This is a genomic window from Mediterraneibacter hominis (assembly GCF_014287475.1).
GTDB classification, from domain to species: Bacteria; Bacillota; Clostridia; order Lachnospirales; family Lachnospiraceae; genus Mediterraneibacter; species Mediterraneibacter hominis.
Map to the genome: position 1 here is coordinate 359,720 of NZ_JACOPF010000001.1, position 12,212 is coordinate 371,931.

Below are 12,212 nucleotides of genomic sequence, written 5' to 3' on the forward strand. Positions count from 1 at the left end.
AAAAGGAGACGTAACAATGAAAAAGACAAAAGTGGTTTGCACGATGGGGCCGAATACAAATGACAGAGAGCTTATGAGAAAGCTCATCCAAAATGGGATGGATGTGGCTCGGTTTAACTTTTCCCACGGAGACCATGCGGAACATAAAGGTCGTATGGATATGTTAAAGCAGCTCCGCGAAGAGGAGCATACAAATACAGCAATTCTTTTAGATACAAAGGGACCGGAAATCAGAACTGGACTTTTAAAGGATGGAAAAAAGGTTACATTAAAAACAGGAGAAGCGTTTACATTGACAATCGATGAAATAGAAGGAGATGAAAGAAAAGTATCTATTTCATATGCAGGACTTGTTGAGGATGTAGAGATTGGGAAAACAATTTTAATCGACGACGGCTTAATCGGGCTGAAAGTAACCGGTACTACAGATAAAGAGATTATTTGTACGGTTGTAAACGGCGGAGAGCTAGGAGAGCGCAAAGGCGTAAATGTACCGAATGTGCCGGTAAGACTTCCGGCGATCACACAGAAAGACAAAGAGGACTTAAAATTTGGTGTGGAGCAGGGAATAGACTTTATTGCTGCTTCTTTTGTAAGAAATGCGGAGTGTATATTGGAAATCCGAGCATATTTGAAAGAATTGGGAGCTCCTTATATTCCGATTATTGCTAAAATTGAAAATGTAGAAGGTATTCAAAATATAGATGAGATCATTCGGGCGGCAGATGGTATTATGGTTGCGAGAGGGGATCTCGGTGTGGAGATTCCGGCAGAAGAAGTTCCGTATCTCCAAAAAATGATGATACAGAAGTGTAACAGTAACTTCAAGACGGTTATTACAGCTACACAGATGCTGGATTCGATGATGCGCAATCCGCGTCCAACTAGAGCAGAAGTGACAGATGTGGCAAATGCAGTATATGATGGAACAGATGCCGTAATGCTTTCAGGGGAGACCGCACAGGGGAAATATCCGTTGGAAGCGCTGCAAATGATGGTGCATATTATCGAGAATACAGAGCAGCATCTGGAATATGATGTGATGCTGGAAAAAGCCGGAGAGCATCTGAAAGCCGGAGTTTCCAGTGCGATTGGTTATTCTTCTGTTCTTGCAGCGGCAAACTTGCATGCAAAATGTATTATTACTCCTTCTGTTTCAGGTGCTACGACAAGAGTTGTATCTAATTTAAGACCAAAGCAAGAAATTTTAGGAGTCACTCCGAATGAAAGGACACTCCGCAGAATGTCTATATATTGGGGAGTGCGCCCAATTAAGTCATTAGAGTTTGATACAACAGAGGATATTTGCAATGGAGCCGTTGAGCTTGCAGTTGTAAAACAGTATGTGGAGCCGGGAGATATTGTAGTTTTGACAGCAGGAATCCCGTCTCCGAATGTAAAAAAAGAAAGAAGCGGCGTAAGCAATATGATGAGAATTGCGACGGTAGAATAGAGAAAAAACAGACGAAGAAAAGGAGAACTGCCCGCACTTGTGAGGAGTGCGAAGGTTCTCCTTCCTCATTTTGTGAGCATATTAAAACGGTATGAAAATCCGAAATATATGTTGACAAGAAGAGGAATGTGCTATATAGTGTTCCTGAAAAGAACTACTAATAACAAAAAAGAAAGAATGAATTCTATGGATGAACGTCAATTTGCAGAAAATTTGCTGCACTTTGGTCTGACCAGACAGGAGGCAGGAGTTTATGAAAACTTGCTTTTAAAGGGAAAACAGACAGGATATGAAGTGGCAAAAGAAATCGGAATTTCCAGATCTAACGCGTATAGTGCACTTGCGGCTTTGGTGGAGAAGGGCGCGGCATATGTAGTGAAAGAGTCAGCAAAGAAATATATCCCTGTTCCGTTGGAAGAATTTTTATCAAACTGCATGCAGAAAATAGAACAGGAAAAAGAGTGGCTGATTGCGCATGCACCGGCGGTAAAGCAAGAAGAAGAAGGATATATCACAGTAGAAGGAAAACAAAATGTTTATAACAAAATGGTAAACCTGCTGTCTCATGCTAAAGAACGGGTGTATTTGTCTTGTACGGGAGAATGTCTGGAAAGTTTGAGAAAAGAGTTAGAGCTGCTTGTAAAAAAAGGGCAGAGGGTTGTAGTTATAACAGACAGTCCTACAATGCTTGAGGGTGTTGAGGTCTATGTCACAGATGAAAAAGGAAGCCAGATAGGAATGATTGTAGATTCTGCATATGTTATATCTGGTGAATACGGAACAGGAAGCCAGAATACATGTCTGTATTCCGGACAGAAAAATTTTGTGAAGCTGTTTAAAGATGCGTTGGCAAATGAAATCCAATTAATTACAATACATGGAGGAAAGATAAAATGAAAAAAGAACCGTTTGTAACAAAAGAACAATTAGATAAAATAACACAGGAGTATCCAACTCCGTTTCATCTTTATGATGAGAAGGGAATCCGCAGAAATGTGGAAGCGCTAAAAGAAGCATTTTCTTGGAATCCAGGCTATAGGGAGTATTTTGCGGTGAAAGCGACACCGAATCCATTCTTGATAGATATTTTGAAGGAATATGGATGTGGATGCGACTGTTCTTCCTACACAGAGTTAATGCTTTCGGATGCAATTGGGATCAGAGGAGAAGAGATTATGTTTTCTTCAAATGATACTCCGGAAGCTGATTTTCAGTTGGCGGATAAGTTAGGAGCGATTATCAATCTGGACGATATTACACATATTGAGTTTTTGGAGAAGGCAATCGGGCATATTCCAGAGACAATCAGCTGTCGTTATAATCCAGGTGGTTTGTTTAAAATCAGTAATGACATTATGGACAATCCAGGAGACGCAAAATATGGAATGACAACAGAACAGCTTTTTTCAGCCTATAAGATTCTGAAAGAAAAAGGAGCAAAGGAATTTGGGCTTCATGCGTTTCTGGCCAGCAATACAGTGACAAATGAATACTATCCAATGCTTGCAAAGGTTTTGTTTGAGCAGGCAGTGAAGCTTCAAAAAGAGACGGGAGTGCATATAAAGTTTATCAATCTCTCAGGAGGAATTGGCATTCCCTATCGTCCAGATCAGGAGCCGAATGACATTCGGGTGATCGGAGAAGGCGTACGGCGTGTATATGAGGAAATACTGGTTCCGGCAGGCATGGGGGATGTGGCAATTTATACAGAGCTTGGAAGATTTATGATGGGGCCATACGGATGCTTAGTTACGAAGGCAATCCATGAAAAACATACACATAAGGATTATATCGGAGTAGATGCATGTGCGGTGAATTTGATGCGTCCTGCCATGTATGGAGCATATCATCATATTACAGTGATAGGAAAAGAAAATCTTCCACAGGATCACAAATATGATATTACCGGTTCCTTGTGTGAAAATAATGATAAATTTGCAATTGACCGGATGCTGCCAAAGATTGATATAGGAGATTATTTGGTGATTCACGATACAGGAGCACATGGATTTTCAATGGGATATAATTATAATGGCAAACTGAAATCCGCAGAGGTACTTTTAAAAGAGGATGGAAGTACACAATTGATCCGCCGTGCGGAAACACCGAAAGAGTATTTTGCAACTTTTGACTGCTTTGAAATAGGAAAAAAGCTTTTAAAATAGAGCTTGCATTATAGGTATAGCTGTGCTATAATTAACTTCGGCTTCCGGTGGAAGCCGATTATGCGGATGTGGCGGAATGGCAGACGCACAAGACTCAAAATCTTGCGTAGGTGACTACGTGTGGGTTCAAGTCCCACCATCCGCATTGAATAAACCTTTGGAAATGTTGTAAATACAGTATTTTCAAAGGTTTTTCTTTTGCAGAAAGAAACCAATTCCGATAAGCGCAGATCTTCCTTTTTGACTATTGACTTTAGAGTAACAAAGTCGCGTCTCTTATGGAGCTATAAAAGGAAATGTGTTATGATAAAGCCAGTAGGAGGAAGCGGCAATGAATACGGCAAAAGCAATCATAAAAGTAGTTATGGCGACTGCATCATATTTATATAAATATCGTCCGTATATGACTGTATGGGTTATATGCTGTATAGGCGGAGGCGTGTATGAAAGCATAGAGACACAAAATGCTGCTTCTTTGGCTGCGTGTATCGTATTCATGCTGGTTCCTGTAGCAATAAAGAAAGTATTGCTTACTATAAGCCGAATCGGAGGAGAATACAATGAATATGATGAAAAGTTACTTGGAAGGGGACCAAAAGGGAGATTTATAAACTATATTGAGAAATATTTGAAAAAAAGATAAGATTGAGCAGCAAAACCGTCCGAAAGGACGGTTTTTGTTGTCTGTTTTCAGGAGATAGCATGAAATTGATGAGATAGATAAGAAAAGGGACAGACAGAAGAGATACCTGCCTGTCTCGCAGATGTTAAAAAAAGTCTGGAAGCAGTGTGACTAGCTCAGAAAAAGTATGGATACTTACAGGCGCATCTTTTATTTCACCAAATCCGTAATCGGCATAGATGAACGGGATGCCAGCCGCCTTACAAGCGTCATAATCCCCTTGGGTATCCCCGATATATACGGCATTTTTTAAATGGTTGCGCTCCATCAAAGTTAAGATGGTCTGGCTTTTTGGAGTCTGTGTCTGGCCGAAACAGAGCGTATCTGTTATAAAAGGCGTAATTTTCGTTGTCTCCAACAGCAGCTCAATATATCCGCACTGGCAGTTGCTGACAATGAAAAGGGGATATTTTTTGGAAAGAATAGAAAGTATTTCATATACCTTGTCATAGAGCCTGCCTGGCTGTGTCTTTAAAAGCCGGTTTTCGTATTCATAACATATATCTAGAATGGAGAGCCTGTCCTTCTCTGGCAAAGAAGGGAAAAGCGCGGCGGCAATTTCACTCATTGTTTTTCCAAACAGATTTTTTAAGACAGCACCGTTGATTTCCAGATTCAAATGTGTATGCTGCTGTATTGCGTCTGTCCAGGCTTTTGCTACTGTATCGGTAGAATCCCACAGAGTACCGTCTACATCAAATATAATTCCAGTTGTAGTCATGTTTTTTATAAACTCCTTTCTTTTTACCTTACACCACCGCTATCATAACATAAAAAGAGCCTTTTAAAAAGCGGGATTTTAGTGTATACTTGTCTCGTAGCGTTTTTGCCGGATGGTGAAAAACTATGTAAGCTTTAGAGACACAAATTTTATGAAAAGACACAATGGAGATGGATAATGAGAGAAAAAATCGTACTGATAGACGGTCATAGTATCTTAAACAGAGCTTTTTACGGGCTTCCCGATCTGACAAATGCAGAAGGACTGCATACGAATGCAATCTATGGTTTCTTAAATATTCTTTTTAAAATACTAGACGAGGAAAATCCGCAGTATCTTACGGTCACTTTCGACGTACATGCGCCAACTTTTCGACATGAAATGTACGAACAGTACAAAGGAACGAGAAAGCCGATGGCGGAAGAGCTGCGTCAGCAGGTACCTGTGATAAAAGAAGTGCTTCAGGCAATGCAGATTGCGACGATTGAACAGGCGGGACTTGAGGCAGATGATCTTCTTGGAACGATTTCAGTCGATTGTGAGGCAAAAGGTCTGGATGTATCTATTATTTCAGGGGATAGAGATACACTACAATTGGCAACAGAGCATGTGAAAATCCGAATTCCAAAGACAAAGCAGGGGAAGACGGAGATAGAGGACTACTATGCTTCTGATGTTCTAGAAAAATATGGGGTGACTCCAGAAGAATTCATTGATGTAAAGGCACTGATGGGAGATACATCTGACAATATTCCAGGTGTGCCTGGGATTGGAGAGAAGACTGCGACAAAAATTATCCAGGAGTATAAAAATATAGAAAATGCGCATGAACATGCAGGAGAGTTAAAGCCGCCGCGGGCAGGAAAGAATTTGGCAGAGTACTGGGAACAGGCAAAATTAAGTAAAGTACTTGCCACTATCAATACACACGCAGAAATTGCGTTTGATTTGGAGGCGGCAAAGCATGGGAATATTTTTACAAAGGAAGCCTATGAGTATTTTCAGCGTCTTCAGTTTAAAAATCTGCTCGGCCGTTTTGACGTAGAGGCTTCGGCAAATGAGGTGGAAAAATATTTCAAAGAAGTGACGGATAAAAAAGCGATTGATGCGATTTTTGAAAAGGCATGTCAAGCGGATATAGTGGGGGCGGCAATCTCAAAGGATGCAGGAAATGTGCTTCCATTATTTTCGCATCCTTCAGGATATGGGCGGATAGCGCTTGCTTTTGGAAAGGAGCAGATATATTCGATTCCCTGTGATATGCATACAGACATGGAGTATCTCTTTAGCAGACTTTCCGAGGTCGCAGCACATGCCGGACTGTTTGTGATGTGTGATATAAAGCGTTACCTTGCATTACTTCCAGGCATTGTAAGAGAGCGCTGCTTTGATGCTGTTATAGCAGCATATCTTTTGAATCCTTTAAAAAATGATTATACGTATGAAGACATAGCTAGAGAACAGTTGCATTTGATGATAGATGAAAACATAGAGGAGTCCACCAAGGCTTGCTACGAGGCATATACGTGTTTAAAGGCGGTGGAGCCGATGTCAAAAAAACTAAAAAATACAGGAATGTACAGGCTTTTTGAAGAGATTGAAATGCCGCTGTTATTTACGTTGTATGATATGGAGCGTGCAGGAATCAAAGTGGAGGCAGAGGAGCTGAAAATGTACGGCAGCCGTCTGGGAGAACAGATTGTACGGCTGGAAAGAGAAATATATGAAATGGCAGGGGAAGAATTTAATATTAATTCTCCGAAACAACTGGGCGTTATTTTATTTGACAAATTGAAAATGCCTCATGCCAAAAAAACAAAAACGGGGTATTCTACCGCGGCAGATGTTCTGGATAAGCTGGCGCCGGATTTCCCGATTGTAGCAAAGATTTTAGAGTACCGTCAGTTGGCAAAATTAAAGTCCACATATGCAGATGGATTGGCCAATTTTATCGGTAAGGACGGAAGGATTCACGGAACGTTTAACCAGACGATTACGGCGACTGGACGGATTAGCAGTACAGAGCCGAATTTGCAGAATATACCAGTACGTATGGAATTGGGAAGGCTGATTCGAAAGGTATTTGTGCCAGAAGAGGGATTCGTTTTTGTAGATGCTGATTATTCTCAGATAGAACTTCGTATTCTTGCACATTGCTCGGGAGACGCCCAGCTTATTCAGGCATACAGGGAAGCGAAGGATATTCACAGGATGACAGCGTCCCAGGTATTTCACACGCCGTTTGAGAAAGTGACGGATTTGCAGAGGAGAAATGCAAAGGCGGTGAACTTTGGGATTGTATATGGAATCAGCTCTTTTGGTCTGAGTCAGGACTTAAGTATTACAAGAAAAGAAGCGGCAAAATATATCGAACATTATTTTGAGACGTACCCGGGTGTGAAAGTATTTTTAGATGATACAGTAAATCAGGCGAAGGAAAAAGGATATGTGTCTACCTTGTTTGGAAGACGCAGACCTGTTCCGGAACTGAAGTCCAGTAACTTTATGCAGCGTTCTTTTGGTGAAAGAGTAGCAATGAATGCACCGATTCAAGGTACAGCGGCAGACATTATTAAAGTGGCGATGATTGGTGTGGACAGAGAGTTGAAGCGGCGTAAGCTAAAGTCCAGGCTGATATTGCAGGTTCACGACGAGCTTTTGATTGAGGCAGAAAAGGGAGAGCTGGCTCAAGTGAAGGAAATCTTGGCAGAACAGATGGAAAAAGCAGCAGATTTAAAGGTGCCGCTGATTGTGGACATGCATACAGGACAGAGCTGGTATGAGGCAAAGTAGCAGACGAAAAGGAATGGACGCAAGTAGAAAGGAAGCCATAAGGCAGGATATGAAAATTATCGGAGTGACAGGCGGCATTGGCAGCGGAAAGAGTGAAGTGCTTTTGCTTTTAAAGACAAAATATAAGGCATATGTCTGCCAGCTGGATGAAGTGGCAAAAAATTTGCAAAGGCGGGGAACAGACTGTTACAGAAAGATTATAGCAGAGTTTGGAGAAGATGTTCTGCGTGCAGACGGAGAACTGGAACGACAGAAGCTAAGCGAAAAAGTATTTGAAAATGCAGATAAATTAAAAGTATTGAATGAGATTGTGCATCCGGAAGTAAAAGCATGGGTATGTTCTGATATAGAGAGACAGAAAAAGAAAGGGCAAAAGTTCTATGTCATAGAGGCAGCCCTGCTTATTGAGGCGGGATATAAGGACATCTGTGATGAAATATGGTATATCTATGTGCCAGAGAAGATACGTATGGAGAGGCTGAAAATGTCCAGAGGATATACGGAGGAAAAGACGAAAAAAATATTTGCCTCTCAGCTTAGTGAGGAAACATTTAGAGAAAACTGTACCATTGTAATTGACAACAGTGGTACATTTGAAAATACAGTAAGACAAATAGGAGACAGATTGTTATGAGAATGTGCAGTATTGCCAGCGGAAGCAGTGGAAACTGTATTTATGTGGGAAGTAATCATACGCATCTGCTTGTGGATACGGGAATCAGCAAAAAGAGAATTGACGCGGGATTAAAAGAATTGGAAATCAAAGGAGAAGAATTGGATGGTATTCTGATTACCCATGAACATTCAGATCATATACAAGGATTGGGGGTGTTCAGCAGAAAATATGAGATACCAATATACGCCACACCAGGAACGATTCAGGGGATTTTGTCATATGCAGGACTTGGAAAGGTGCCGGAAGGGTTGTTCCATCCGATTCATACAGATGTGGAGCTTTGTTTAGGTGATATTCGTATTCATCCTTTTTCGATTTCCCACGATGCGAACGAGCCATGTGGCTATCGGATGGAGTGCGGGAATAAAGCGGTGGCAGTAGCGACAGATCTAGGAGTGTATGATGCGTATACAGTAGAAAATTTAAAAAATCTGGATGCGGTTCTGCTGGAAGCAAACCATGATATACATATGCTGGAGGTAGGTGGTTATCCTTATTATCTGAAACAGAGGATTCTCGGCGAAAAGGGGCATCTTTCAAATGAATTGTCAGGAAGGCTCCTTTGTGATATACTACATGATAATTTGAATCATATTATTCTTGGGCATTTAAGCAAAGAGAATAATTATGCGAAACTGGCATATGAGACAGTAAAACTGGAAGTAACGCTGGCAGACAATGAATATAAAGGAGATGACCTCGATATGTTTGTGGCGAAAAGAGATGCTATTTCAGATATTATTATAGTTTAAGCACAGTGAGGAGAAAAATTATGAAAAAATGTATTGTGACAGTGCTGGGGAAAGATACAGTAGGAATTATTGCAAAGGTGTGCGCCTATTTGGCGGAAAATGAAATTAATATTTTAGATATTTCTCAGACGATTATCCAGGGATATTTCAACATGATGATGATTGTGGATGTGACAGATATGAAGAAAGACTTTAAGGTAGTCTGTGATGAGCTTACTGTAATTGGAGAAGAGATTGGGGTGAAGATCCATTGCCAGAGAGAAGAGATTTTTGAAAAAATGCACAGGTTGTAAGTAAGCATAAGTTGATGAAGGCGAGGAAAGCAACATGATTAATATGTATGAAGTATCAGAAACAAATAAAATGATCGAGCATGAGAACTTGGATGTACGTACCATTACACTGGGTATCAGCCTTTTAGATTGTATAGATTCTGATTTAAAGGAACTAAACCGGAAAATATATGAAAAGATTACTTCAACAGCAGAAAAGCTTGTGTCGACAGGGGCGGATATTGAAAAAGAATTCGGGATCCCGATCGTGAATAAAAGAATTTCTGTTACCCCGATTGCGCTGGTAGGAGCCGCGGCATGCAAAGGGACGGAGGACTTTGTAAGTATTGCAGAAACACTGGATAAAGCTGCAAAAGAAGTAGGCGTGAATTTTATCGGCGGATATTCAGCATTGGTGTCCAAAGCAATGACAAAGAGCGATGAATATTTAATTCGTTCTATTCCGCAGGCACTTGCCCAGACAGAACGGATCTGTAGTTCTGTCAATGTAGGTTCCACTAAGACAGGGATTAATATGGATGCGGTGCGGCTTTGCGGGGAGATTGTAAAAGAAACGGCAGAGGCGACAAAAGAGAAAGATTCTCTTGGATGTGCAAAGCTGGTGATATTTTGTAATGCTCCAGATGACAACCCCTTTATGGCAGGAGCCTTTCTGGGAGTGACAGAGGCAGACGCTGTGATCAATGTAGGAGTAAGCGGCCCGGGTGTTGTCAAGAAAGCGCTGGAGAAGGTGCGGGGAAAAGGATTTGAGGAATTGTGCGAGACGATCAAAAAGACTGCATTTAAAGTTACCAGAGTCGGACAGCTTGTGGCAAAGGAAGCATCGGAGAGATTAGGAGTTCCTTTTGGGATTGTGGACTTGTCGCTTGCACCGACGCCGGCAATCGGAGACAGTGTAGCAGAAATATTGGAAGAAATCGGACTCGAAAGAGTGGGAGCTCCGGGAACGACAGCGGCGCTTGCCATGCTCAATGACCAGGTGAAAAAAGGCGGCGTGATGGCATCCTCCTATGTAGGCGGACTAAGCGGCGCATTTATTCCGGTCAGCGAAGACCAGGGAATGATCGACGCTGTCAATGCAAAAGCTCTGACACTTGAAAAACTAGAAGCAATGACCTGTGTATGCTCAGTAGGACTTGACATGATAGCAATTCCGGGCAAGACTTCTTCGAGTACAATCGCCGGCATTATTGCAGATGAAATGGCAATCGGCATGGTAAATCAAAAGACAACGGCTGTAAGGCTGATTCCTGTGATTGGGAAGGATGTTGGAGATACAGCAGAGTTTGGCGGACTTTTAGGATATGCACCGATTATGCCTGTAAACGAATTTGGATGCGAGGCATTTGTCAGCAGAAAGGGACGGATTCCAGCTCCAATTCATAGCTTTAAGAACTAAGATGAGGGAAAGGTTATGAAAAAAATAGCAGTTGTAACAGACAGCAACAGTGGAATTACACAGAAAAAAGGAAAAGACATGGGGATTTTTGTTGTCCCAATGCCGTTTTTTATCGATGGGGAGTTATATCTGGAGGACATCAACCTTACCCAGGAAGAATTCTATAAGAAATTGGCAGAGGATTCTAATATATCTACTTCCCAGCCGGCACCGGGGGAAGTGATGAATCTGTGGGAGAGCCTTTTGAATGAATTTGATGCAATTGTGCATATTCCAATGTCCAGTGGGTTGAGCAGTACCTGTGAAACAGCAATTACGCTGGCAGAAAATTATGAGGGACGTGTTCAGGTCGTGGACAATCAAAGAATTTCTGTCACGCAGGAGCAGGCTGTAATAGATGCACTTCATTTGGCAGGGGCGGGGAAAAGCGCTAAGGAAATAAAGGAGATCCTGGAAAAAGAAAAATTAGAGTCTAGTATTTATATTACAGTGGATACCTTGAAATATTTGAAAAAGGGCGGAAGAATAACCCCTGCAGCGGCGGCGCTTGGAACCGTTTTAAATTTGAAGCCTGTGTTGCAGATACAGGGTGAAAAGCTGGACGCCTATGCAAAGGTAAGAGGCTGGAAGGCTGCAAAGCGCACGATGCTGGAGGCGGTTGAGAAAGACATAAACGGACGCTTTGCCGGAAAAGAAGATAAATTAGTATTGGGAATGGCTTATACATGCGGTGTGGAAGAGGCAAAAGAGTGGAGAGAAGAAATTCATGCCAGATTCCCGCAGTATGAAATCATGGAAGCTCCCCTTTCTCTAAGCGTGGCATGCCATATCGGTCCAGGGGCGATGGCAGTCACATGTACAAAGAAAGTGAACTAGACTGCGGAAGCTGACAAAATGATACGCGCAAGAGGGCATGTATTGCAACGTTCGTCAGGGCTTTGCCGGAATTCCCCGCTCATGCAAAGCATCTCTTTCACACGCACACTTTCGCCAGCTTAAGTTTATAGTTCCAGGTAGAAAAAATCGGCTTCACGCTGCTATACATTTCCAATTGGAAGTAAACAAATTTTTCTAATTGGGAACTCGCGGCAGCGTAAAGTCGATTTCTTTTTAATGAAATTTAACTAACAAAGCTGCGTACTTTCTTCTGTCAAAGTTTTTCTTCCAAACAAGGAAAGCATTTTTCATATTGTCTGATAGTTATTGCTCCCTTTATAGTAATACTAGCAGTATTCATATGCTATTATTGTTTTTATCATTAAGGACGATTTTACTACA

At 41.6% G+C, this 12,212-nt stretch carries 11 protein-coding genes and 1 tRNA gene; 11 read left to right on the forward strand and 1 reads right to left on the reverse strand.

Annotation, left to right across the window (positions count from 1 at the left end; genetic code table 11):
* Positions 1 to 16: 16 nt before the first annotated feature.
* The 5 genes from pyk (at position 17) to H8S37_RS01645 (ending at position 4,261) form a co-directional block, all read left to right on the forward strand.
* Positions 17 to 1,453, forward strand: coding sequence for a pyruvate kinase (pyk, locus tag H8S37_RS01625; protein WP_186874312.1), 1,437 nt, complete (start codon positions 17 to 19; stop codon positions 1,451 to 1,453).
* A gap of 186 nt (positions 1,454 to 1,639) precedes the next feature.
* Positions 1,640 to 2,350 carry a TrmB family transcriptional regulator gene (locus H8S37_RS01630; protein WP_186874313.1) on the forward strand — a complete coding sequence of 237 codons (711 nt, stop codon included), beginning with the start codon at positions 1,640 to 1,642 and terminating at the stop codon, positions 2,348 to 2,350.
* On the forward strand, positions 2,347 to 3,618 hold the full coding sequence (locus H8S37_RS01635; RefSeq protein WP_186874314.1) for a diaminopimelate decarboxylase: 1,272 nt from the start codon (positions 2,347 to 2,349) through the stop codon (positions 3,616 to 3,618). Before H8S37_RS01630 ends, H8S37_RS01635 begins: the two co-directional genes overlap by 4 nt.
* A gap of 62 nt (positions 3,619 to 3,680) precedes the next feature.
* Positions 3,681 to 3,763: transfer RNA gene (locus H8S37_RS01640), tRNA-Leu, on the forward strand.
* 186 nt (positions 3,764 to 3,949) lie between these two features.
* Complete coding sequence (locus H8S37_RS01645) at positions 3,950 to 4,261, forward strand: hypothetical protein (RefSeq protein WP_186874315.1); 312 nt, start codon at positions 3,950 to 3,952, stop codon at positions 4,259 to 4,261.
* Positions 4,262 to 4,385: 124 nt separating this feature from the next.
* Here the strand turns inward: H8S37_RS01645 and H8S37_RS01650 are convergent, their stop codons facing one another.
* The gene (locus H8S37_RS01650; protein WP_186874316.1) at positions 4,386 to 5,021 is read right to left on the reverse strand and encodes an HAD family hydrolase; all 636 of its coding nucleotides are present in this window, start codon (positions 5,019 to 5,021) and stop codon (positions 4,386 to 4,388) included.
* A gap of 177 nt (positions 5,022 to 5,198) precedes the next feature.
* Here H8S37_RS01650 and polA point away from each other — a divergent pair, with 177 nt between their 5' ends.
* The 6 genes from polA to H8S37_RS01680 are packed head-to-tail and all read left to right on the forward strand — an operon-like array spanning position 5,199 to position 11,810.
* Positions 5,199 to 7,814, forward strand: coding sequence for a DNA polymerase I (gene polA, locus H8S37_RS01655; RefSeq protein WP_186874317.1), 2,616 nt, complete (start codon positions 5,199 to 5,201; stop codon positions 7,812 to 7,814).
* Positions 7,801 to 8,448 carry a dephospho-CoA kinase gene (coaE, locus tag H8S37_RS01660; protein WP_330604802.1) on the forward strand — a complete coding sequence of 216 codons (648 nt, stop codon included), beginning with the start codon at positions 7,801 to 7,803 and terminating at the stop codon, positions 8,446 to 8,448. Before polA ends, coaE begins: the two co-directional genes overlap by 14 nt.
* Complete coding sequence (locus H8S37_RS01665) at positions 8,445 to 9,242, forward strand: MBL fold metallo-hydrolase (protein ID WP_186874318.1); 798 nt, start codon at positions 8,445 to 8,447, stop codon at positions 9,240 to 9,242. The genes coaE and H8S37_RS01665 overlap by 4 nt, the downstream gene beginning before the upstream one ends.
* 20 nt (positions 9,243 to 9,262) lie before the next feature.
* The gene (locus H8S37_RS01670) at positions 9,263 to 9,535 is read left to right on the forward strand and encodes an ACT domain-containing protein (protein ID WP_186874319.1); all 273 of its coding nucleotides are present in this window, start codon (positions 9,263 to 9,265) and stop codon (positions 9,533 to 9,535) included.
* Positions 9,536 to 9,569: 34 nt separating this feature from the next.
* Positions 9,570 to 10,934, forward strand: coding sequence for a PFL family protein (locus H8S37_RS01675; RefSeq protein WP_186874320.1), 1,365 nt, complete (start codon positions 9,570 to 9,572; stop codon positions 10,932 to 10,934).
* 15 nt (positions 10,935 to 10,949) lie between these two features.
* Positions 10,950 to 11,810: a DegV family protein gene (locus H8S37_RS01680; RefSeq protein WP_186874321.1), complete on the forward strand. Its 861-nt coding sequence runs from the start codon at positions 10,950 to 10,952 to the stop codon at positions 11,808 to 11,810.
* Positions 11,811 to 12,212 lie beyond the last annotated feature (402 nt).

Bases quoted from the DNA above. Each gene is read 5' to 3' on its own strand.
- pyk (WP_186874312.1), top strand. From the start codon at position 17: ATGAAAAAGACAAAAGTGGTTTGCACGATGGGGCCGAATACAAATGAC.
- H8S37_RS01630 (WP_186874313.1), top strand. From the start codon at position 1,640: ATGGATGAACGTCAATTTGCAGAAAATTTGCTGCACTTTGGTCTGACC.
- H8S37_RS01635 (WP_186874314.1), top strand. From the start codon at position 2,347: ATGAAAAAAGAACCGTTTGTAACAAAAGAACAATTAGATAAAATAACA.
- H8S37_RS01645 (WP_186874315.1), top strand. From the start codon at position 3,950: ATGAATACGGCAAAAGCAATCATAAAAGTAGTTATGGCGACTGCATCA.
- H8S37_RS01650 (WP_186874316.1), bottom strand. From the start codon at position 5,021: ATGACTACAACTGGAATTATATTTGATGTAGACGGTACTCTGTGGGAT.
- polA (WP_186874317.1), top strand. From the start codon at position 5,199: ATGAGAGAAAAAATCGTACTGATAGACGGTCATAGTATCTTAAACAGA.
- coaE (WP_330604802.1), top strand. From the start codon at position 7,801: ATGAGGCAAAGTAGCAGACGAAAAGGAATGGACGCAAGTAGAAAGGAA.
- H8S37_RS01665 (WP_186874318.1), top strand. From the start codon at position 8,445: ATGAGAATGTGCAGTATTGCCAGCGGAAGCAGTGGAAACTGTATTTAT.
- H8S37_RS01670 (WP_186874319.1), top strand. From the start codon at position 9,263: ATGAAAAAATGTATTGTGACAGTGCTGGGGAAAGATACAGTAGGAATT.
- H8S37_RS01675 (WP_186874320.1), top strand. From the start codon at position 9,570: ATGATTAATATGTATGAAGTATCAGAAACAAATAAAATGATCGAGCAT.
- H8S37_RS01680 (WP_186874321.1), top strand. From the start codon at position 10,950: ATGAAAAAAATAGCAGTTGTAACAGACAGCAACAGTGGAATTACACAG.